22 protein-coding genes, 2 tRNA genes and 1 other annotated feature are annotated in these 23,222 nt (G+C 38.0%); of the genes, 1 reads left to right on the top strand and 23 read right to left on the bottom strand.

The features are described from left to right. Positions 1-122 precede the first annotated feature (122 nt). The 9 genes from ACK4M9_RS12605 to ilvD all read right to left on the bottom strand — a co-directional run bounded on the left by ACK4M9_RS12605 (position 123) and on the right by ilvD (position 11,827). Complete coding sequence (locus ACK4M9_RS12605; RefSeq protein ID WP_409850994.1) at positions 123-1,139, bottom strand: tetratricopeptide repeat protein; 1,017 nt, start codon at positions 1,137-1,139, stop codon at positions 123-125. A 181-nt stretch (positions 1,140-1,320) separates the two neighbouring features. Continuing rightward, the gene (leuD, locus tag ACK4M9_RS12600; RefSeq protein ID WP_409850992.1) at positions 1,321-1,911 is read right to left on the bottom strand and encodes a 3-isopropylmalate dehydratase small subunit; all 591 of its coding nucleotides are present in this window, start codon (positions 1,909-1,911) and stop codon (positions 1,321-1,323) included. 35 nt (positions 1,912-1,946) lie between these two features. After that, on the bottom strand, positions 1,947-3,359 hold the full coding sequence (gene leuC, locus ACK4M9_RS12595; RefSeq protein ID WP_409850990.1) for a 3-isopropylmalate dehydratase large subunit: 1,413 nt from the start codon (positions 3,357-3,359) through the stop codon (positions 1,947-1,949). A 90-nt stretch (positions 3,360-3,449) separates the two neighbouring features. After that, on the bottom strand, positions 3,450-4,538 hold the full coding sequence (leuB, locus tag ACK4M9_RS12590; protein ID WP_409850987.1) for a 3-isopropylmalate dehydrogenase: 1,089 nt from the start codon (positions 4,536-4,538) through the stop codon (positions 3,450-3,452). A 205-nt stretch (positions 4,539-4,743) separates the two neighbouring features. Beyond that, positions 4,744-6,291 (bottom strand): 2-isopropylmalate synthase, encoded by a 1,548-nt coding sequence (locus ACK4M9_RS12585; protein WP_409850984.1) that lies wholly within the window; start codon positions 6,289-6,291, stop codon positions 4,744-4,746. Continuing rightward, complete coding sequence (ilvC, locus tag ACK4M9_RS12580; RefSeq protein WP_409850981.1) at positions 6,278-7,300, bottom strand: ketol-acid reductoisomerase; 1,023 nt, start codon at positions 7,298-7,300, stop codon at positions 6,278-6,280. Before ilvC ends, ACK4M9_RS12585 begins: the two co-directional genes overlap by 14 nt. A gap of 141 nt (positions 7,301-7,441) precedes the next feature. Beyond that, positions 7,442-7,960: an acetolactate synthase small subunit gene (gene ilvN, locus ACK4M9_RS12575; RefSeq protein ID WP_409850979.1), complete on the bottom strand. Its 519-nt coding sequence runs from the start codon at positions 7,958-7,960 to the stop codon at positions 7,442-7,444. Continuing rightward, positions 7,957-9,684 (bottom strand): acetolactate synthase large subunit, encoded by a 1,728-nt coding sequence (gene ilvB / locus ACK4M9_RS12570; RefSeq protein ID WP_409850977.1) that lies wholly within the window; start codon positions 9,682-9,684, stop codon positions 7,957-7,959. Before ilvB ends, ilvN begins: the two co-directional genes overlap by 4 nt. Positions 9,685-9,810: 126 nt before the next feature. Beyond that, positions 9,811-10,070, bottom strand: a binding site (T-box leader). 89 nt (positions 10,071-10,159) lie between these two features. Further along, complete coding sequence (ilvD, locus tag ACK4M9_RS12565; RefSeq protein ID WP_409850974.1) at positions 10,160-11,827, bottom strand: dihydroxy-acid dehydratase; 1,668 nt, start codon at positions 11,825-11,827, stop codon at positions 10,160-10,162. Positions 11,828-12,257: 430 nt separating this feature from the next. Here ilvD and ACK4M9_RS12560 point away from each other — a divergent pair, with 430 nt between their 5' ends. Beyond that, positions 12,258-12,686, top strand: coding sequence for a hypothetical protein (locus tag ACK4M9_RS12560; RefSeq protein WP_409850971.1), 429 nt, complete (start codon positions 12,258-12,260; stop codon positions 12,684-12,686). Between the two features lie 112 nt (positions 12,687-12,798). On the opposite strand, the gene ACK4M9_RS12555 is transcribed toward ACK4M9_RS12560, so the two are convergent. From ACK4M9_RS12555 to ACK4M9_RS12490, 14 genes are all read right to left on the bottom strand, one after another. Then, positions 12,799-12,875, bottom strand: a tRNA-Arg gene (locus ACK4M9_RS12555). A gap of 4 nt (positions 12,876-12,879) precedes the next feature. Next, positions 12,880-12,953: transfer RNA gene (locus ACK4M9_RS12550), tRNA-Gly, on the bottom strand. Positions 12,954-13,244: 291 nt separating this feature from the next. After that, positions 13,245-13,760 (bottom strand): metallophosphoesterase family protein, encoded by a 516-nt coding sequence (locus ACK4M9_RS12545; protein WP_409850968.1) that lies wholly within the window; start codon positions 13,758-13,760, stop codon positions 13,245-13,247. Positions 13,761-13,795: 35 nt separating this feature from the next. Further along, a complete protein-coding gene (locus tag ACK4M9_RS12540) occupies positions 13,796-14,389 on the bottom strand; it encodes an XTP/dITP diphosphatase (RefSeq protein WP_409851453.1) in 594 nt (197 codons plus the stop codon). A gap of 26 nt (positions 14,390-14,415) precedes the next feature. Further along, positions 14,416-15,159: a ribonuclease PH gene (rph, locus tag ACK4M9_RS12535; RefSeq protein ID WP_409850965.1), complete on the bottom strand. Its 744-nt coding sequence runs from the start codon at positions 15,157-15,159 to the stop codon at positions 14,416-14,418. A 297-nt stretch (positions 15,160-15,456) separates the two neighbouring features. Next, the gene (locus ACK4M9_RS12530) at positions 15,457-16,515 is read right to left on the bottom strand and encodes a GerMN domain-containing protein (RefSeq protein WP_409850962.1); all 1,059 of its coding nucleotides are present in this window, start codon (positions 16,513-16,515) and stop codon (positions 15,457-15,459) included. Positions 16,516-16,857: 342 nt separating this feature from the next. Further along, positions 16,858-17,655 carry a glutamate racemase gene (gene racE, locus ACK4M9_RS12525; protein ID WP_409850959.1) on the bottom strand — a complete coding sequence of 266 codons (798 nt, stop codon included), beginning with the start codon at positions 17,653-17,655 and terminating at the stop codon, positions 16,858-16,860. Between the two features lie 40 nt (positions 17,656-17,695). After that, positions 17,696-18,139 carry a MarR family winged helix-turn-helix transcriptional regulator gene (locus ACK4M9_RS12520; RefSeq protein WP_409850956.1) on the bottom strand — a complete coding sequence of 148 codons (444 nt, stop codon included), beginning with the start codon at positions 18,137-18,139 and terminating at the stop codon, positions 17,696-17,698. Positions 18,140-18,583: 444 nt separating this feature from the next. Then, complete coding sequence (locus ACK4M9_RS12515; RefSeq protein ID WP_409850952.1) at positions 18,584-18,847, bottom strand: phosphocarrier protein HPr; 264 nt, start codon at positions 18,845-18,847, stop codon at positions 18,584-18,586. Positions 18,848-18,997: 150 nt separating this feature from the next. Next, positions 18,998-19,222 (bottom strand): helix-turn-helix domain-containing protein, encoded by a 225-nt coding sequence (locus tag ACK4M9_RS12510; protein ID WP_409850950.1) that lies wholly within the window; start codon positions 19,220-19,222, stop codon positions 18,998-19,000. 93 nt (positions 19,223-19,315) lie between these two features. Next, the gene (locus ACK4M9_RS12505; protein ID WP_409850948.1) at positions 19,316-19,783 is read right to left on the bottom strand and encodes an acyl-CoA thioesterase; all 468 of its coding nucleotides are present in this window, start codon (positions 19,781-19,783) and stop codon (positions 19,316-19,318) included. A gap of 226 nt (positions 19,784-20,009) precedes the next feature. After that, positions 20,010-20,771 (bottom strand): succinate dehydrogenase iron-sulfur subunit, encoded by a 762-nt coding sequence (sdhB, locus tag ACK4M9_RS12500; protein ID WP_409850946.1) that lies wholly within the window; start codon positions 20,769-20,771, stop codon positions 20,010-20,012. A gap of 2 nt (positions 20,772-20,773) precedes the next feature. Further along, the gene (gene sdhA, locus ACK4M9_RS12495; RefSeq protein WP_409850943.1) at positions 20,774-22,537 is read right to left on the bottom strand and encodes a succinate dehydrogenase flavoprotein subunit; all 1,764 of its coding nucleotides are present in this window, start codon (positions 22,535-22,537) and stop codon (positions 20,774-20,776) included. 27 nt (positions 22,538-22,564) lie between these two features. Continuing rightward, positions 22,565-23,173, bottom strand: coding sequence for a succinate dehydrogenase cytochrome b558 subunit (locus ACK4M9_RS12490; RefSeq protein WP_409850941.1), 609 nt, complete (start codon positions 23,171-23,173; stop codon positions 22,565-22,567). Positions 23,174-23,222 lie beyond the last annotated feature (49 nt).

Genomic DNA, 23,222 nt, shown 5'->3' with positions numbered 1-23,222 from the left:
TTCATAATTACCTTAATCGAGCTATTTCAAACTAAATGTAGTTAAATGTAGTTGCGAATGGTATTAGCGCAACTACATTTAGAACCTAGTAGCGGAAATAGTTAATTATGAAATTCATTGAATTAGCCTTTAAAAGCTTCCTTTTCTAATTTCATAATCTTAGTTGAACAAAGAAGCATTTCTTCTAGATTTACATTGTATTGCCTTGCTAATTGCAGTTCATCCTCATCATGGCCAGTCATTTCTCCACCTACTTTATGAAGAGCTGCTGCCCATAGCTTGCTACTTAGTGGTTCAGGTGAGATTGGATATAGAGCATATAAATAATGCCACCATAATTGAGTGATCATTTCAAATAAACTTGGGTTTTCACTTTCAAGTTGCTCTGCCACAATTGCTAGCGTATCTTTGCCAAACTTTTCGTGAAAAACATTTTCCATCTCTGAAACAGTTATGTTTATATTTTTACCAAACTTATGTATTTCAACTTCTTCGTCTATATGTTTTTCCTTGAGCATTTGCAAAATCATGCTTTTTAAAACTGGATCGCGCTTATCGATTTTCAAATAGTCCTTTACCGCCTCAAAGAAAACGTTACTAGACATTTTTCCGAGCATTTGGATAGCTAACCACTGCTTCTCTGGTGAAGCTTCGTTTAACATTTGAATTAAATCTTCGGGAGGAACTTGAATATCTTCAGCGACTTCAACTGGTGTTCCATCTTCGACCATTTGGCGGCTAAAGTGTAAAAGGTGATAAAAGGACTCTGCCAAATTTGCTGGCAGCTTTTCCTCTTCCATAATTCCTTCTAACATTGATACAACTTCGTCATAATGGCCCAATTGAACTAATAAAGAAATATGTACTTGAAGAATATCATAGTAGTTTCCGATATCTTCATTAAGCATTTGTTCGGTTACATCTTTAGCTTCTTCTAGCCTACTCTGTTCAATGAGGCTTAATGCCACACCGAACCTTCCTTGCGGGTGATCTGGCTCAATCTCTAGTGCTTGTTCAAAGTAGGAAAGCGCCTCTGAAAACTGTTTTTCTTTTAAAGCTTCCATCCCTTTCCCTACAAGTTTTGCCACAACACCAGGAAACAAAACGACTTTTTCTAGTTTTTTTTGCTCCTCATTCATGAAACAATCGCTCCACTCTTAAGCTTGGTTTCCTTTCAGTGTATCATTATAAAAAATGAATTACAACGAAACTAACTCTATATAATACGCCCGTTAGTAAAGCAAACCTAGCGTGAGTTATTTAACAATAGTTAACTTTAGTTAGAATAGGAAAGGGCTGACAAAAGGTCAGCCCTTATAACTATTTAATTGCGCTAGTTTTTTCATATTGGGTAATTTGCTCTTCGTAATTTAGCGTTAAAGAAACTTCGTCCCAACCGTTAATTAACATTTCTTTCCAATAAGGATCGATTGAGAAACTGGCATGAAACCCCTCTTGATCCGTAACTGTTTGTTGTTTAAGATCAACGGTTAGTTCGTATACACCCTTATCTGCTTTTACTAGTAGACGCTCTACGTCACTTTCTTCAAGCTTAATAGCTAAAATACCATTTTTCACACAATTATTATAAAAAATATCAGCAAAACTTGGTGCAATGATCACCTGAAATCCGTAATCTTGCAAAGCCCATGGGGCATGTTCTCGCGACGAGCCACAACCGAAATTATGATTTGCCACCAATATCGTTGCATCACTATTATGTGGTTGGTTTAACTCAAAATTCGGGTTATCCGTGCCATCTGCTAGAAATCGCCAATCAAAAAATAAAAATTGGCCAAATCCAGTACGTTCAATTCGTTTTAAAAATTGTTTTGGGATGATTTGATCAGTATCTACGTTAACTCGATTTAGTCCTGCTACATTTCCTTTATGAACTACAATACCTGCCATGTTGTTGCTCCTTCCTTCTATATATATTAATCTGATTAAACTTTTACCTCGGCAAAAGTACGAACGTCTACAAATTTACCTGCAATTGCTGCCGCAGCTGCCATTGCAGGGCTCACTAGGTGAGTACGAGCACCTTTCCCCTGTCGCCCTTCAAAGTTACGGTTTGAAGTAGAAGCACAACGTTCGGCTTCTGGAACGAAATCAGGGTTCATACTTAAACACATGCTACAACCTGACTCACGCCACTCAAATCCAGCTTCTACGAAAATTGCATCTAACCCCTCGGCTTCTGCTTGTAATTTAATTTTTTGTGACCCAGGCACAACCATTGCTCTTACACCAGATGCTACTTTTCTTCCTTTAGCAACCTTAGCAGCGGCTCTTAAATCACTCATTCTGGAATTTGTGCATGAACCGATGAAAACATGCTGAATTTCTACATCCGTCATTGATACCCCAGGAGTAAGGCCCATATATTCTAGACCTTGTTCAATCGCCTTTTTATCAGCAGCAGTTGTAGCATCTTCTGGGTTGGGGACAACGCCATTTATCCCCACACCTTGTGATGGGTTTGTTCCCCAAGTTACTTGTGGTTCGATTTGGGCTGCGTCAATTTCTACTGATTGATCATATTGTGCTCCTTCATCAGTCACAAGCTCTTTCCACTGGGCAACCGCTTCATCAAATTTTTCACCTTCAGGAACAAACTGTTTTCCTTTTAAGTATTCGAACGTTGTTTCATCTGGAGCAATTAACCCTGCCTTTGCACCTGCTTCAATACTCATATTACAGATCGTCATCCGTTCTTCCATTGTCATATTACGAATTGCTTCTCCCGTAAATTCAATCACTGAGCCAGTTCCAAAATTTACCCCGAATTTGGCGATAATCGCTAAAATAACATCTTTAGCTGTAACACCTAGAGGAAGGTCACCTTTTACGTGAACTTGTAATGTCTTTGGCTTTGTTTGCCACAAGGTTTGCGTACTTAATACGTGCTCAACTTCACTTGTCCCAATCCCAAATGCTAACGCTCCAAACGCTCCATGAGTTGAAGTATGACTATCACCACATACAATTGTTTTTCCCGGCTGAGTCAAACCAAGTTCAGGACCAATAACATGGACTATTCCATTATCTGGGCTATTTAAATCAGCAATCTTAATGCCGAACTCCAAACAGTTTTGTGATAGAGTGTCCATCTGTTTTTTGGCAATTTCATCTTTTATTGTGTAACGATCTACGGTAGGAACGTTATGATCCATCGTTGCAAAAGAAAGATCAGGACGGCGAACTTTTCTTCCCTTTAGTCGCAAGCCTTCAAACGCTTGTGGAGATGTCACTTCATGGACCATGTGAAGGTCAATATATAGAAGGTTTGGCTTTCCTGGCTCATCAATAACCGTATGCTTTTCCCAGATTTTTTCAATAATTGTTTTTTTAGTCATCCAGATCCTCTCCCATCTCTAATGAAGATTAAGAATGTAGACTCGTTAGCTAATTCAACGCTACTTTGTTCCTACATTCCAATTCAGCATTTAATTAGTTACAGCTAATTGAATATTATCAATCACTTTTTCTGTCATTTCTTCAGTTTTCAAAACTTGCTCACCGTTTAAGGCAATATCACCTGTTCGATAACCCGCCTCGAGAACTTTTGTAACAGCGGTTTCGATTGTATCTGCTTCTTCACTCAGTTGGAAAGAATATCGTAACATCATTGCTACTGATAAAATTGTCGCAAGTGGATTTGCAAGGTTTTTTCCGGCAATATCAGGTGCCGAACCGTGAATTGGCTCATAAAGACCTGGACCCTCGCCACCGATACTTGCAGAAGGTAACATTCCTAACGATCCTGTAAGCATTGATGCTTCATCACTTAAAATGTCACCAAACATATTTTCAGTTACGACAACATCAAATTGCTTTGGGTTCCTTATTAGCTGCATTGCCGCATTGTCAACAAGCATGTGCTCTAACTGAACATCTGGGTACTCGCTTCCTACCGCCTCTGCTACTTCACGCCATAGTCTGCTAGATTCAAGAACATTAGCTTTATCGACAGAAGTAACTTTTTTACGTCGTAGACGCGCAAGTTCAAAAGCTTGCTTCATGATTCTCTCAATCTCTGATTTCTTGTAATAAAGTGTGTCAACTACCGCCTCACCATCTGGTTCCTGACGGCGTTCTTGAGGTTGACCGAAATATAGCCCTCCTGTCAACTCACGAACAATCATTAAATCTACTCCTGCAACGACTTCTTTTTTCAAAGTTGAGGCATCTAGTAAACTATTATGAGCTGTGACAGGACGTAAGTTTGCATAAAGGTTTAATGCTTTACGGATCCCTAGTAAACCTTTTTCAGGTCGCATATGCCCTGGAAGTGTATCCCACTTAGGTCCACCTACGGCACCTAATAAAACTCCATCACTATTTTTGCAAAGATCAATAGTACTTTGTGGAAGTGGAGTTCCTTCTTCATCAATGGCTACACCACCAAGTTTCGCGTATTGAAACGTAAACTCGTGATTAAATTTGCTAGCAACTGCTTCTAAAACTTTTATAGCTGATTTAATAACCTCAGGGCCTATTCCATCACCAGGAATGACTGTAATCTTTTTCTTCATATCCGTTCCTCCTAAGAAAACATACATGTGTCTTACAACACACAATCTGGCAAGATAGTTTGACTTTCACAAAAAGGTGCCTGGCACCAATGAAAGTTCACTTTCACCATCACGGATGTAAATATGTTCGACAAACAACCATCCAATCGAAGAAAGTGAACTTTCCTGTAGATCCTATTTACAGGGTAGACACCTCAAAACTTTTTTATGACAGATGGATTTTTTCCGGTAATTCATCCTTTTGCTTCCGATTCATCACGCGGTTAATGGCATTAACATACGCTTTTGCGGATGCTTCTAAAACATCATGAGCAGTTCCACGACCACTTGTCTCAAGCTCTTCATATCTAATTTTTACGTAAACTTCTGCTAAAGCATCACGACCACCGCTGACTGATTGGATCCGATAATCTAAAAGCTTTACTGGGGAATTAATCATTCGTTCTAATGTATTATAAATTGCTTCTACACTCCCAGAACCTGTGGCTGCTTCTTGCAATTCCTTGCCATCTAATGTAGTCATCGTAATCGTTGCAGTTGGAATATTATTCGTCCCATAGTTAACTTGCAATTGTTGAACTTTATAGTAAGCAACTGAGGTAGCTACGCGTTCTTCAGTAAGAATAGCAAAAAGATCTTCTTCTGTTATATCTTTCTTTTTATCAGCTAAATCTTTAAAAGCATTAAATAGACGTGATAACTCTTCATCATTGACGGTATGGCCAAGCTCCTTTATTTTTTCTTTAAAGGCATGTCGTCCAGAATGTTTTCCTAATACCATTCTGTTTGAAGAAACTCCTACCAACTCCGGAGTAATAATTTCATAGGTGGTTTTTTCTTTAAGAACACCGTCTTGATGGATTCCGGATTCATGAGCAAAGGCATTAGCACCCACAACAGCTTTATTGTTTGGGACAACCATACCCGTAAGTTTGCTTACAAGAGAACTCGTTCTCTTAATCTCGTTTAATTTCAGACGTGTTTCTGCGTTGTAATAATCATGACGAATCCTTAGGGCAACGGCAATTTCTTCTAATGAGGCGTTGCCAGCACGCTCACCGATACCATTTATCGTACACTCTACTTGCCCCGCCCCATGTTCAATTGCTGAAAGTGAATTGGCTACTGCCATCCCTAAGTCATCGTGGCAGTGCGTTGAAAGAATAGCTCGATCAATGTTTCGAACATTTTCTTTTAAATAAGAAAAAATATGCCCGATCTCATGCGGTGTTATATAGCCGACCGTGTCAGGAATGTTAATGACAGATGCTCCAGCATCAATCACCTGCTCAACAATCTTGACTAAAAATTTCAAATCGGATCGGCAAGCATCTTCCGCAGACCATTGGATATGTGGAAAAAACTTTGCGGCGTAACGGACAGATTGAACAGCAGTTTCAATGACTTCATCAGGTGTTTTCTTTAATTTATAAGTCATATGAATTGGTGACGTTGCGATAAAAACATGGAGCCTTGGCTCTACTCCACCCTTTAACGCTGCCCATGTTGTATCAATATCTGATTGTACTGAACGAGATAAACCTGTTACTGAACAACCTTTAATTGTCTCTGCAATCGCCTTTACTGAGCGAAAATCACCAGGAGATGAAGCGGGAAACCCCGCTTCAATAATGTCTACGTTTAATCGCTCTAATTGTTTGGCAATCTCTAGTTTTTCTTCGAAATTCAAATTCACACCAGCCGACTGTTCACCATCTCTTAATGTCGTATCAAAGACATTAATTTTTCGCACTTGTCACCACACCTTTTGATTTCGCCTTTACAAACGGCATCATCTCGCGAAGCTCTCTCCCCACTACTTCAATCGGGTGTTGCTTTTCTCTCGCATTAATTGCATTGAATTCAGGACGATTCGCTTGGTTCTCTAAGATCCAACCCTTTGCAAACTTCCCTGTTTGAATATCGCTTAAGATATCCTTCATTGCTTGTTTCGTCTGATCCGTTACGATTCGTGGTCCTGATACGAAATCGCCCCACTGTGCTGTGTCGGAAATCGAGTAACGCATTCCTTCTAGGCCACTTTCATACATTAGGTCAACAATTAATTTCAACTCGTGTAAACACTCAAAATATGCAACTTCAGGTTGGTATCCAGCTTCAACTAATGTTTCAAAACCTGCTTTTACTAATGCTGATGTTCCACCACAAAGAACTGCTTGCTCTCCGAAAAGATCTGTTTCTGTTTCTTCTTGAAATGTAGTTTCTAAAACGCCTGCACGCGCTGCACCAATTTGTTTCGCATATGCTAAAGCTAAATCTTTCGCTTCTCCAGTGGCGTCTTGATAAACAGCGATTAAACCTGGAACTCCTGCCCCTTCGGTATATGTTCTGCGAACTAAATGACCAGGTCCCTTTGGTGCGACTAAAAATACATCAACATTTGCAGGTGGAACGATTTGACTAAAGTGAACATTAAATCCGTGGGCAAATACCAATGCTTTGCCGGCTGTTAGATTTGCCTCGATTTCCTCTTTATAAATTTTAGGTTGATACTCATCTGGTAAAAGAACCATAATTAAATCTGCTAAACTAGCTGCTTCACTTACCGGTAAAACTTTATGTCCATCTGCTACCGCTTTATCCCAAGAACCACCTTTACGTAAACCTACTACTACATCTACTCCACTTTCTTTTAAGTTTAAAGCATGTGCATGCCCTTGCGAACCATAGCCAATTACTGCTACCTTTTTCCCTTGTAATACTGCCTCATTTACATCTCCGTTATAATATACCTTTGCCATTTACAACATCTCCTCTAATTTTTAGTAGAATGTAAAGTGAAAAGTTAAGGAAATACCCTTTTTAAGGCTCGTTAACATTTTCACTTCACACAATTCTTAATCATTTAATTACCTTAAATATTGCGAAAATTATTGCCGGATTTAATTTATTAGTGAAACTTTTTGATCTCCGCTAGAAGTTTTATGACCACGCTTAAAGGCAGTAATTCCTGTTCTAGCTAACTCTTTAATACCATAAGGGTGAAGTAAATCTATTAAAGCTTCAACTTTCTGTTGATCCCCGGTTACTTGAACTGTCATCGTTTCTCTACCAACATCTAAAATCACTGCACGGAACGGATTAATAATTGCCGCAATTTCTCCACGCTGTTGGGCTGTTGCAAAAACTTTAACTAAGGCAAGCTCTCTTGAAACGATCGATTCATCTGTAATATCAGAAACTTTCAATACATCGACTTGTTTATATAATTGTTTAATCACTTGTTCAATGCTTTTTTTGTTATCAACTACAAGAACGAACGTCATCCTTGAGATAGCCGGATTTTCTGTATGGCCGACGGTAATACTTTCAATGTTGTAGTTTCTTCTTGCTAACATTCCAGTAACCCGGTTTAAGACCCCAGATACATTGTTTACTGTTGCAGTAATAATACGTTTCATTCTGGTTTCACCCCAATCATTTCATGTAAACCTGCACCAGGTGCTACCATAGGGTATACATTCTCCTTTTCGGCAACACGAAAATCTACTAATACAGGACCATCGTGATTGAGCATTTCCTCAACAGCCCGATCCAAATCTGTGACATTATCTACTCTCATCCCTTTAATGTCATAAGCTTCGGCAAGCTTTACAAAATTAGGTTGAACTGGAAATAATGAGTTTGAATATCGTTCTTCAAAGAATAGCTGTTGCCATTGTCGTACCATTCCTAATGAAGCATTATTTACAATCACAAGTTTTACTGGTAAGTTCATTTCTTGTAATAACGAGAGTTCTTGCAAAGTCATTTGGAAGCCAGCGTCCCCCATAATAGCTATTACTGGCGTATTAGGTTCAGCTAATTGAGCACCTATTGCTGCAGGAAATCCAAAGCCCATTGTTCCTAAACCTCCGGAAGTTACCCAGCGATTTGGTTTATTAAACTTAAAGAACTGTGCTGCCCACATCTGGTGTTGCCCAACATCAGTAGTTACGATTGCTTCTCCATTCGTTTTTTCATAGATACGCTCGATCAATTGTTGAGGCTTAATGACTGCAGGATCTTCTGTATACCATAGTGGATATTCTTGTTTTAATTGTTTCAGATCTTCGTTCCACACTGAGTTTTGACCTCTGAGTCCATTTTGGGCAATTAACTCTTTCAACGCTTCCTTTGCATCAGCAACTATAGGAATTTGCGTCTCAATATTTTTACCGATTTCTGCAGGATCAATATCAATATGGGCAATTCTCGCATTTGGGGCAAACTTTTTTAGATTACCTGTTACACGATCATCGAAGCGACTGCCAATACTAATTAAAAGATCACTTTGATAAATTGCCATATTTGCTGCATATGTTCCATGCATTCCAGCCATCCCCAAAAATAACTCGTGGGTTCCAGGCATGGCCCCTAATCCTAATAACGTGGAGGCTACTGGTATTTGTTGTTGCTCAACATATTCGATTAAACTTTCAGAACCTTGCGCATGTAAAACACCAGCTCCTGCTAAAATAACAGGCTTTTTAGCACTACTAACAGCTTCAACGAGCTTTCTAATTTGCAGTTTATTTGGCATAATCGTTGGCTGATATCCAGGTAAATTAACTTCTTTACTATAGTCAAACAAACCTGTTTCAAGTGAGACATCCTTAGGTAAATCAATAAGAACAGGCCCTGGTCTTCCAGTTGTGGCAATATGGAATGCTTCTTTTATTATTCTTGGTAACTCATTTACATCCCTAACCTGATAATTATGTTTTGTAATTGGCATTGTAATCCCTATAACATCTGATTCCTGGAACGCATCGGTACCAATCACTGTTGTTGCAACCTGCCCACTAAAAACAACAAGTGGTAAGGAATCCATCATGGCATCGGCAATACCTGTGACAACATTCGTTGCACCTGGTCCTGATGTAACAACGACCACACCTGGTTTTCCCGAAACCCTTGCATATCCTTCTGCTGCATGGATAGCTCCTTGTTCGTGACGGGCTAAGATGTGACGAATTCCATCCTTATAAATCTCATCATACGTTGGTAAAATTGCTCCGCCTGGGTAACCAAAGATTATCTCTACAGCTTCTTCCTTTAACGCCTCGACTAACATCGATGACCCTGTCATCATTTTCTTCTCACAACTAGCTGTAACAACATTTTTCCTCAACTTGGTACTCACCCTTTTTCCCCCTTACAAGTTGATATTTTATAAACAGCACTAGTGCTGTTTTTGAAATGACTTACTAACACTTTCATAAAACAAAAAACCTTCTCACCCCCATAAAAAAGCGCAAAACGCTATTTGGTAAGGGGTGAAAAGGTTTCTTTCCACGGTACCACCCTTTTTCATGATTATTTCCGTAAATAATCACCTCAGGAACGAATTTTCGTTCATTTTTGATAACGAGTGACGGTATCACTCGATCAATATTACTAGGAATTTAATTTCCTTTCATATTGACACTCAGAGGTGAGTTCACATTTAGGGGCATCACCGCTTCTCAGCAATAACGGCTCTCTGAAGATACCGATCCTTATGCTACTTTTCCTCTTCAACGTTTTATAGTATAAAAGTATTTAGCTAGAAAATTGGGGCTTTCTGTATAAAGTAACGAAAGCCGATAAAGCGTATGCGTCATCTTTTCTCTAATCTATTAATATTTCATAACTCCACCAGTATTAGCCGACGTTACAAGTTTGGCGTAACGAGCTAAATAACCTTTTTTCACCTTAAGTTCAGGTTCTACCCAAGATTTTTTTCGGGATTGTAAGACTTCTTCTGGAACATCCAAATGGATTGTTCGATTTGGAAGATCGATTACAATTCTATCGTCGTTTTCTATGAATGCGATTGGTCCACCATCTGCGGCTTCAGGAGAAATATGACCTATTGAAATACCCCTTGAAGCTCCTGAAAATCTTCCATCTGTAATTAAGGCAACCTTCGTCCCTAAACCTCTTCCCATTATTGATGAAGTTGGCGCTAACATCTCAGGCATTCCTGGTCCGCCTTTTGGTCCTTCGTATCTAATAACAACGACGTGGCCTTCTTTTACCGAACCATTATTAATTCCTTCTAACGCTTCATCCTGAGATTCAAAAACAATTGCCTTCCCATCAAAGGTTTGAATACTAGGATCTACTCCTCCTACCTTAATAACTCCACCATCTGGAGCAATATTTCCAAATAATATTGAGAGTCCCCCAACAGGGCTGTATGGATTATCTTTACGACGAATGACTTCATCATTTGTAATTTCGGCGTCTTTTACATTTTCATATAGAGATTTACCTGTAATTGTGATCCGATCTGGATGAATAGCTCCTTCTATGGTGCATAGTTCTTTAATGATCGCACTCACTCCACCTGCTGCGTGAACATCTTGCATTGAATAATCAGATGCAGGACTGATTTTAGACAGGTATGGAACGCGTTTGGCAACTTCATTGATACGCTTTAAGTCGTATTCAATTTCTGCTTCGTTTGCAATCGCTAGAGTATGAAGCACTGTATTTGTAGATCCGCCCATTGCCATATCTAGAGCAAAGGCATCATCAATTGCTTCCTTCGTAATAATATCCCTTGGACGGATATCTTTTTCAATTAAATTCATTAAATGTTTTGCTGCATCCTTAATTAATCGTTTGCGATCATCGGATGTAGCCACAATCGTACCATTTCCTGGCAATGCTACACCTACCATTTCCATTAGACAGTTCATCGAATTTGCGGTAAACATTCCAGAACATGATCCACATGTAGGACATGCAGATGTCTCGATTTCTAACAGCTCTTCTCGAGACATTTTGCCGGATTGAAATGCACCTACACCTTCGAACACGGAAGCTAGCGATAAGCTTTTACCATCTTTTGTTCGGCCTGCTTCCATTGGCCCACCAGTGACAAACACTGAAGGTACATTCGTACGTACAGCTGCCATTAACATTCCCGGTGTAATTTTGTCACAGTTAGGAATGTAAAAAACTCCATCGAACCAGTGAGCATTAATTACCGTTTCTGCTGCGTCACATATGATCTCTCTAGACGGTAACGAGTAGCGCATTCCAATATGTCCCATCGCAATGCCATCATCGACACCGATCGTATTAAACTCAAATGGAACGCCACCAGCTTCTCGAATTGCTTCCTTTACTACTTTAGCGAACTCATTTAGGTGAACGTGACCTGGAATAATATCTATATATGAGTTACATACACCGATGAATGGTTTATTCATGTCTTCATCAGTTACCCCAGTAGCTCTTAATAAACTTCGATGAGGAGCACGATCAACACCTTTTTTTATCATGTCACTGCGCATAGTATACATCTCCTAGTCCATCTATTTTTTCAACTGGATTGTCATCTTATCAGTTTGTTACTATATATACAAAAGTCTATATGATAATCACTTGCCAAGATTATAAGATTGAATTTTCCGACTTTTATAAACATAAATCATGAGTCATTTCTATTCGTATTCTTGTTATGTTTTCTAACAAGAAAAATTCTTATTAAACCCTTTGTTTTTGTATTTGAGGATTATAATACGCTGTTTAGACCGACTGGTCAACCACTTTTTTAAAAATAATTTGACAATTTTGAATACTTATTTTCGTTGTATACGCTTACACAATTGCCGTTAAAAGGTTTGACTATTAGAAAAAAATATATATGAAATATTTAAATTTTTTTATAACTAACCAAATTAGGAATATTTTAAACCGATTCTGACAAAGATGGTAACGGTGATGAATTTGAAATATATTATTATTGAGTATGTTTTTCTAGCTATTCTATTTTTAACATTAGTTATTGTTGGATTGAGACAAAAAAGAATGTCAGCGATTGTCGCAGTAAAAAATCTGCGTCATATGTGCAAATCAGAAGAGGAAAGAATGCTCTATGACGGGTTAATTAATCAAGGTATTTACGTAACTCCATCTATTCAATTCGGGTTTTGTACTATCCCGATTGCTCTTGAACAGTTTAAGATCGCAATATTTTTATATCCAAAACGCCGTACAGCTGTTTTTAAGCATCTAAGTCTTAGGCACAAGGAGTTTTATTTACGAAGCATTGGTTGGAAAGTCTTCAAATTTTCAGAAGATGCTATTCAACATAATTTAGATTACACGATTCATGTTGTCGTAAAAGATGAAAAGTTAAAAAAAGTATAAATTAAAAACGAATGCCCCCCCTACGTACTGACTTAAATTGGGGCTTTGCATTCGTTTTTTACAATTAAAAAAGCATAAGCGTTATTGGCCTATGCTTGAAATTATGTATAAATGGCGTCCCAGGAGAGATTCGAACTCCCGACCCTGGCATTAGAAGTGCCATGCTCTATCCAGCTGAGCTACTGAGACAAATTGGAGCGGGTGATGAGAATCGAACTCACGACATCAGCTTGGAAGGCTGAGGTTTTACCATTAAACTACACCCGCATTTTAATTTTATTGTTATGCCTAGTTATTACAAACTAAATTCATGTCTCTTCCTCTACCAGCATATTCCTAGAAGCTTATCCGTCGAGACAACTCGCAGTCGTTCACAGATGCTTTGCTCGTGGCTGAGGTTTTACCATTAAACTACACCCGCATTTTATTTATATTGTTATGCCTAACTACACCCGCATATATTAGTGACGACAAAATATAGTATATAACTTTTCGAACTAAGTGTCAAGTTTTTTAAGCGGCTAAGAAGTTATTACTTATTAACCGCTTATCTTTATACTACACTAAAACAAAGTTGCTTTTCAAGTCTGAAATCTCCTTGCCCAAATGATCAAAATAAATAACTGTAGCAGTTTTATTTTGAAACTCTACTATAGCATAAGTTCGTTCAGGTCGTTTTCTAGGCAACCTGAAACTTCCTGGATTAATATAGAGAATATTGTTTTCTTGAAAAGCTACGGCTTCATGTGTATGACCAAAACAAACGAGGTTCGCGTCAAGTTCTTCTGCGCAGTACGAAAGTTTCACTGCAGAAAACTTAACATCATGCAAATGACCATGGACTATAAATATGTTTTGGCCTAAAACATTTGTCATTATCTCATTCTTAAAGCCCGGTTCATAATCACAGTTTCCTTTCACAATGAGGAGCTTATCAAAAGACATAAAATTGTCTTTCGCAAGCTCAGAATCTCCACAATGAATGATCACGTCAACATCTTGGGTATGTCTCTGAAATACTTCAAAGAGTTCTTTCTGTAATCCATGACTATCACTTATTATTAAAGCCTTCATAAAAGTTCTCCTCTTTATTTCTAGATAACAATCTTCTATATAGAAGTTGTTAAGCGCTCTTGTAATTTTTTTAATGCATCTGAGCGATGACTAATATCGTTTTTTTCTTGTTTTGTAAGTTGTGCCATTGTCTTTCCTAGTGACGGTATGTACATAATAGGATCATAACCAAATCCGTGATCACCAATAGGCTCATTAGCTATGATTCCTTCGCAAGTGCCGTCTACTTCGATTGTTTCTTCGCCAGGGATAGCAAAAGCTAATGAACAATGAAAACGCGCTGAGCGACTAGTGTCTGGTATGTCTCTTAATTCTTCTAAAACCTTTTTTAAGTTTGCCAAATCGTCTTTACCTTCACCAGCATAGCGAGCAGAAAAAACACCTGGTCTTCCATCAAGTGCATCTACAATTAGACCAGAATCATCGGCTAAAGCTGCTATTTGATACTGTTTTGCGATTGTTTCTGCTTTTTTTACGGCATTTTCGCGAAAGGTAAGACCATCCTCGACAACATCAATAGCATCTTTTATATCCAACAAAGACTTCACTTGATAACCAAATTGTGAGAATAAATCCTCAAATTCACGAACTTTCCCGATATTTTTTGTTGCAATTAAAAGTTCCTTCACCATTTATCCACCTACTCCTAGATTTTTCAAAGCGAATTGAACTTATCAGCAAACGATCCTAAGGCCTTTCGTTGCGCCTGAAAAAGTTCATTAATACCTTTATGACCAAGGTCTAGTAGCTTATTAAGTTGTTCCCTTGAAAAAGTTGCTTCTTCACCTGTGCCTTGAAGCTCAACAAATTGACCATTGCCAGTCATAATGATATTCATATCGACATCGGCATTTGAATCTTCGATATAGTTTAGGTCAAGGATCTCGCCTAATTTCTGATCAACGCCAACTGATACAGCTGCTAAATAGTCCTTAATTGGAAATTTATCGATCTTTCCAGCTTTCATATATTTTTCTACAGCTAATGATACAGCTACAAAAGCACCTGTAATAGACGCAGTTCTCGTACCTCCATCAGCCTGGATGACATCACAATCAATCCAAATTGTCCGTTCGCCAATCTTATCCAAATCAACGACAGATCTTAGCGCTCTGCCTATTAATCGTTGTATTTCCATTGTTCTACCGGTTACTTTCCCCTTAGACGATTCGCGAATATTTCTTTGTTCAGTAGCTCTTGGAAGCATCGAATATTCTGCGGTAATCCATCCTTTTCCTTGATTACGCAAAAAAGGTGGTACCCGCTCTTCAATACTAGCTGTACATATTACTTTCGTATCACCTATCGTTATCAATACTGATCCTTCAGGGTGTTTTATATATTCCGTTTCTATATGTACTGGTCTTAACTCATCTAATTGCCGTCCATCAACACGCATCCAAATTCCTCCTTCTTTCCATTTCATTTACTATCATACCAATGATTAGTTTGTTCTACAAACGTAATTAACCACTCAATTATTTTATCCATTGTTCCCATAAAAATAAGTGTGTTTCTAGATGAGTGAATTTCATCATTACCTTAATTGAGCTATTTCAAACTAAATGTAGTTGCGAATGGTTTTAACGCAACTACATTTAGAACTTAGTAGCGAAAATAATGAAGGATGAAATTCATTGAGATAATAAATGAAAAAAAGGTGCCTAACACAAGATAGACACCTCAAAAACTAGCATTAATATTTTCCAGAATTAACTTTTAGAGGTCTTCCAACAGGTTCAGATAAAAACTCTCCAGTAGCCATTAAAATTTTATTATCACCATTTACTTCAATTGCTACTTTCTCAACACCTGATTGCTCTGTTAATGATAGGACTAATAGATTTAACACTTCTTCACTAATCGCAGTTCCTTCAATATGATTTAGTAGAGCTTCGTTAAAGTTTACTGTAACAACACCATTTGCATAACGTGGTTCTTCTAGTAGTTCAACGCCATAGCGGAAATCAGTTAGTAAATTAGAGAAACTAGATGGCCCTGCCAAAAGCTGAGTAACAACAGCTTTGTATTGATCCTCCTGCATATTTACTCTTCTAGTCACAGGAACATAGTAAACATTTTCGCCACTTTGAGCAAGGAAATACAATGTTACACTTTTACTATTAGAAAGATTAACAACGTTATCGGTTTCGATATTAATCCCATTAGTGCGACTGAAACCTTCACCAATCGGAGTCCCGTTAACAGGCATTACCTCTTGATCGTGACCATTGATACGAATTTTCACCGCTTCAACACTATCAAACTGTGTTAATGTCCAGGTAATAGATTGCAAAATTTTCAACTCATCTTCAGGGTGATAGTCTTTAAACTGCTCAGAAAAGTCAGCAATTGCAACACCCTCTTTGATATTCACCCCATAAATTTCTGTTCCAGCAGGTAACACTGCTTGAAACCCATTAGGTAATAATTGTGATACAGGACCATCTTGCACTAAGTATTCTAATGCTTGCTTTGCGACTCCTTCTGATTTTGGTAATTGAATCGCTTGTGGAGCTACTAGGCCATTTTGATCAATCAAATACAGCTCTCTCATCGTAGTTTCTGTCACCATCTCACTACCAGTCTCCTCAACAACTTCCAAATCACTATCAAACGTTACCTCTTCATCAACATAACTTACTGGTGGTGGATCAGTTTCATTCATAGTCTTTTGGGCCCCGTAACTACAACCAGAAACAATAATTGATAGAGCAATTAACATTGGTACCCCTGCTCTGTAACTTTTACGCATGATATTCCCTCCTCAGGTGGTTTGTACTATTATGTATACGAGCTTTTTATTATTTTAGACCAACCCTTTTATATTTAATTAAGAGTTTTTAAGTTTCCAATTTCCCTTACACAAAACTCTATAACTCATGCGGGTTGCTGGTTTACTTTCTCTTCGCTGTAAAACTCTAACGAATTTTAGAGGCTCGTTCCAGGAAATCCAGCGACTTTATTCTGGCGTTGTTAAGCTTGCCTCATTTTACATCTAACCCAGTCGCTAGTTCCCTCTCTCTTCTCTGTAAAACTCTCCAACATGGTTTAAGATTTTTTTTTACAAAACAAAAAGCCCAATACATGTTTGGGCTTAAGTAAGTGATATTGTAGTTACTAGAGGTATAGTTGTTTCTAACCAACCTTGGGCGAAATTCTTAAAATGAGTTTCTTCACCAGTTGTATAGAAAGTATGATTAGGTATTCGGTTACCTGTATAAAGCAATTGTTTATGATAGAGTAGCGCACTTACTTCTCTTGCTGTTTCATCACCTGAGGAGATGATTTCAGTTTTATCACCCATAACTTCTTGAATGACATTGCTAAGAAGAGGGTAATGAGTGCAACCTAAGATTAATGTATCAATAGCTGTTTTACGTAGTGGTTGCAAGCTTTTGGAGACAATTTCGTATACTTCCTCTCCTTCAAAAATTCCACTCTCGACAAGCGGAACAAACAGAGGACAAGCTAAACTTTCTACTTTAATCTTATTATTAATACTTAATAACGTGGTTTTATAAGCATCACTATTAATTGTACCTATTGTTCCAATGATCCCGACATGATCATTTTTAGTAACCTTTAAAGCAGAAATCGCGCCTGGATGGATGACACCGACAACAGGGATCTTCAACTTATTTCGCGCTTCCTCAAGCACAACAGCTGTAGCTGTATTGCATGCAATAACGAGCATTTTTATCTCGCGATCTAATAAATAATTAATCATTTCCCATGTATACTGCCTGACTTCATGTTGTGGTCTAGGACCGTAGGGACAACGTGCAGTATCACCAATATATAAAATTTCTTCTTTAGGAAGCTGTCGTAACATTTCTTTTACAACTGTTAAGCCCCCAATTCCAGAATCAATAACACCAATTGCTCTATTCAAGTGTTTCCCTCATTTTCATCTGTAGTTTCCTAGTAGTAAATTAATCTCTTTTCATTTCTTCGTATAAGTGACTTAAATTTTGTTCAAGAATATTAACCTCGTCAATAGATAGATGCTTTAGGACATAACTTAAATATTCTTGACGCTTTTTAATTACCTCTTGAATGATTGTTGCACCTTTGTCAAGTAAGTGGATACGAACAACACGGCGGTCATTTGTATCCTTCACTCGTTCTACAAGTTCATTTTTTTCCATGCGATCTACTAAATCTGTCGTTGTACTACATGCTAGATACATTTTTGTAGATAACTCACCAATCGTCATATCACCATATTCATGAAGCCATTGTAACGCAACGAACTGTGGCGGAGTAATCGGAAATTGTGTTAAAATTTCACGCCCTTTTTGCTTTACAATATCTGCTATCATCCTTATTGACTTTTCAATATGTGCCACTTGTTCTATCTCTTTATTTGAATTCATTTTCTTCCTCCTCCTTTACATTAAAAAGCACAAGCGCCCTGTTAAGCCAAGCTCTACCTCGAGAATCAACTTGTACTTTTGCGACGAGGGACTTTGCCGCGATAAATTACAGGAAAGCTATCTTTATTTCGACATCATGCTTACATTCTCCTTGTTTTTTAGAATAATTTCAAGTGTTGTCTACAATTTAAGGTAGATTATTTTCGCAATTAGAGCAGAAAAATACATTTCTCTCTTTATTTTCACATAAATAGGAAAATCCTACCTCTAATCCTTACAAAGTAATGTCGTTGGTTCCCTTTCTTTTCGCCGTAAAATTCTATCTAATTTTAGAGACTCGCTCAAGGATAACCAGCGACATATAGTTAATATCCAAATACTTATCTATACAAAAAAGAGACCTATTAGTATAAGTCCCTTCAAAATCACTTAAATTTTTGGGTTTTATTTACCAAGTCCGTTTTTAATAACAGCATCAAGTGCTGTCATAGCTTCATTGGCGTCAGATCCTTCTGCTTTGATCGTTACTTCTGCTCCTTGACCTACTCCTAATGACATTACACCCATAATTGATTTTAAATTCACAGATTTTTCTTTATAAGTTAGAGTAATTTCAGATTGAAATTGACTAGCTTTATGTACTAATTGCGTTGCTGGCCTTGCATGAATTCCTGTATCTGCTGTAATTTTAAAGATTTTTTCAGGCATATTTGATCACTCCTATAATTTTTTTTTATTATATCAGATTTAACAAAAATATAAAAACTTAATTGTGATCATAAAGAAAACAAATGAGGCTGGCTCACTAAATGTTTGCCACACCTTTTAGGCCAAACAAATATGAACCAGCCTCAACTGCTAAATTTTTAGATATCCTAACCGCACCAATTCAATGACGGCTTGGGAGCGCCCCTTTACTCCAAGCTTCTGCATTGTGTTTGAAATGTGATTACGAACAGTCTTCTCACTTATGAATAGCTCTTGCGCAATTTCTTTTGTAGTCTTATCTTGAACTAGTAGATCAAATACTTCTTTCTCACGCTTTGTGAGTAGTGGTTTAGGACGGAATTCATGATCCTTCAATAATTTCACCCTCTCTTGCACGGGCTGCAATGCATAGGAATATTTTTAGTACTTAGCTACGTTATCCTATGTAAAAGAGAGGGACCGTGTGACTTAAATATTGGCAGAGACAATAGAAGATTTCAGTTTTTCCATCATATTCTCATCCCACTCAAATGGTTTCCCTGTTTTTTTATGAACTTGAACCATTCGCCCTCTACCGGTAATGCAAATCTCACCTTGGTGATTTTTTATCATATAGTGGAGATCAACAGATGTTTTACCTATAGCGTTTATCTTTACAAAAACATCCAAGCGTTCATCAAAAAATAGTTGGCGCAGATAATTACATTGTAAATCAGATGTAACTGGAATTCCGTCGCCAGCGCTCGTTAGCCATTGCTGCATGATTCCTATTTCTTTGAAAAATTCAATACGCCCCTCTTCAAAATAAACAAAGACTTTTGTATTATTTAAATGCCCAAACAAGTCCGTTTCAGAAAAACGAACTTTCACTGGATATGAATATGTGAAACCATTAATCCAATCATCAAAGTTCTCAATATAAGCAATATTCTTCATAAAATCGCTCCTAATATTATGAATGATTAATCATTCACTAGTTTGTAATAAAAAGAGGCTGGTGTTTACTAGTTTTTATGTAACCAAATATAGGATTATTTCCCATATTTCTCACACAAAAATACTAGTTACAAATTCAGCCTCCTATGAACTTAACTGACTTATTCAATTTCAAACGTTCTTTACACATCACTTTGATATAAATCTAGATTTATTGCTCAATTAATTAAATATTATTGTCACTTCCAAAGAAGTTCTTAAATGATTGAATTGTCGTATCGCGGTTAAGAGCAGCAATTGATGTCGTTAATGGAATTCCCTTAGGACAAGCCTGAACACAGTTTTGTGAGTTTCCACAGTTTGCTAAACCGCCTTCTCCCATAATCGTTTCTAGTCGCTCCGCTTTGTTCATTTCTCCTGTCGGATGAGAATTAAAGAGACGGACTTGCGAAAGCGGCGCAGGGCCGATGAAAGGAGACTTGCTATTAACATTTGGACAGGCCTCTAAACATACACCACATGTCATACATTTCGAAAGTTCATAAGCCCATTGGCGCTTACTTTCTGCCATTCTTGGTCCTGGACCTAAATCATATGTGCCATCAATAGGTATCCAAGCTTTTACTTTCTTTAACGATTCAAACATTCTAGTTCTGTCGACAAGTAAGTCGCGCACAACTGGGAACGTGCGCATCGGTTCTAACCGAATTGGTTGTTCTAGTTGATCTATTAAAGCTGTACATGATTGACGTGGCTTCCCATTAATAACCATTGAACATGCACCGCATACTTCTTCTAAACAGCTCATATCCCAGTTAATTGGAGTCGTTTTCTCACCTCGGTCATTTACAGGATTGCGACGAATTTCCATAAGCGCTGAAATAACATTCATATTTTCGCGATAAGGTATTTCAAACTTTTCGATATATGGCGTCGCACTTGTATCTGATTGTCGAGTGATTTCAAATCGAATGGTTTTTTCGCTCATGCTTATTCACTCACTTTCTTTTTAGTGGTGTAATCACGTTTACGCGGTTTGATCAATGAAACGTCAACATCCTCATATTCAAACTCCGGAGCATTTGTCGCTGCATTGAATTTCGCCTTCGTTGTCTTTAACCAGTCTTCGTCATTACGCTCTGGAAATTCTGGTTTATAATGAGCACCACGGCTTTCATTACGATTGTATGCACCTAGAGTAATTACACGAGCTAAATTTAACATCCCTTCTAACTGACGGGTAAATGCAACACCTTGATTACTCCATTTAGCAGTATCATTAATGTTGATGTTTTTATAACGCTCCATAAGCTCTGTAATTTTCTCATCTGTTTGTAGTAGCTTTTTATTTTCACGAACAACAGTCACATTATCTGTCATCCATTCACCTAACTCTTTGTGTAGCTGATATGCATTTTCTTCTCCATCCATTTTTAGGATCGAATCGAATTTTGTTTGTTCTTCTTTAATATAACGTTCAAAAACATTTTCCGATACATCATCAGCAGTCTTTTCAAGACCACTAATATATTCAACCGCTTTTGGCCCCGCTACCATTCCTCCATAAATCGCTGAAAGTAGAGAGTTGGCACCTAGACGGTTTGCTCCATGTTGTGAATAATCTACCTCACCTGCTGCAAATAATCCAGGGATGTTTGTCATTTGGTTATAATCAACCCATACTCCACCCATTGAATAGTGAACACCTGGGAAGATTTTCATTGGTAACTTACGTGGGTCATCACCCATAAACTTTTCGTAAATTTCCATAATTCCACCAAGCTTAATGTCTAATTCTTTTGGATCTTTATGAGAAAGATCTAAATATACCATGTTTTCGCCATTAATTCCTAGCTTCTGGTTTACACAGACATCAAAGATTTCTCTCGTTGCGATATCACGAGGAACAAGGTTACCGTATGCTGGATATTTCTCTTCTAAGAAATACCAAGGTTTACCATCTTTGTATGTCCAAACGCGTCCACCTTCTCCACGAGCAGATTCACTCATAAGACGGAGCTTGTCATCTCCTGGAATAGCGGTTGGATGGATTTGAATAAATTCACCATTTGCATAATATACACCTTGCTCATAAAGCTTTGCAGCTGCAAAGCCTGTATTAATCATTGAGTTTGTAGATTTACCAAAGATAATTCCCGGTCCACCTGTTGCGACAATAACAGCGTCAGCTTTAAAATTTACAATCTCTGAAGATCCTAAGTTTTGTGCGACAATTCCACGACAGGTTTTTTCGTCATCAATGATCGCTGAGAGGAACTCCCAACCTTCATATTTTTTAACTAAGCCTCGTACTTCATGACGGCGAACTTGCTCATCTAATGCATAAAGAAGCTGTTGACCAGTTGTTGCTCCAGCGAATGCTGTACGAGAATGCTGTGTCCCACCAAAACGACGGAAATCTAATAGCCCTTCTGGCGTCCTGTTAAACATTACACCCATTCGGTCCATTAGATGTATAATTCCTGGCGCTGCTTCACACATCGCTTTTACCGGTGGTTGGTTTGCCAAGAAGTCTCCACCGTATACCGAATCGTCAAAATGTTCCGCAGGAGAGTCTCCCTCACCTTTTGTATTTACAGCTCCATTAATACCACCTTGGGCACAAACAGAGTGAGATCTTTTTACTGGTACTACAGAAAACAAATCTACTTGGACGCCTGCTTCAGCCGCTTTTATAGTAGCCATTAAACCTGCTAGGCCACCACCAACTATAACAATTTTTCCTTTACTCATCATGACCACTCCTTCAAAATTTGGCTACTAGATAAATGCTAAGATTGCACGAACACCAACAAACGTCAAGGCAACGAATACGCCTAACGTGAAGTATGTTGAGATTAGTTGTGATCGAGGAGTGATAGTAATCCCCCAACTTACGAAAAACGACCAAAGTCCGTTTGCAAAGTGGAACGTTGTAGCAACGATACCAACAAGATAAAATGCTAAAATATACGGATTGGCAACAATGTTTGCCATCATCGCAAAGTTAACCTCTGCTCCTAGAGCTGCAGCAATTCTAGTTTCCCATACATGCCAAGCTAAAAAGATGACAGTGAATACACCCGTCCAACGCTGAAGTCTAAACATCCAGTTTCGGAAGTAACTATATGTACTCGTGTTATGCTTAGCTTGAAAAGCGATGTATAAACCGTAAATCGCATGGAATAGAATTGGCAAGAATATGACAAAAATCTCTAAAACATATCTAAACGGTAATGACTCCATAAAGTGAGTCGCTTTGTTGTAGCTTTCAGGGCCATACGTTGCAAAATAATTCACTCCGAAATGAACTATAATGAAAAGTCCTACTGGAATAACTCCTAATAAAGAGTGCAATTTGCGAAAGAAAAATTCTCGATTACCGGTCATACTTTGTTTCCCCCTGTTTTCTTAATTTTTGTAAAGGTCTAAGACCTCA

The sequence above is a fragment of the Anaerobacillus sp. genome (genome assembly GCF_046314235.1).
GTDB lineage: Bacteria > Bacillota > Bacilli > Bacillales > Anaerobacillaceae > Anaerobacillus.
The sequence above is the reverse complement of the archived record's forward strand: the minus strand, read 5'-3'. Positions and strand labels throughout refer to the sequence as shown.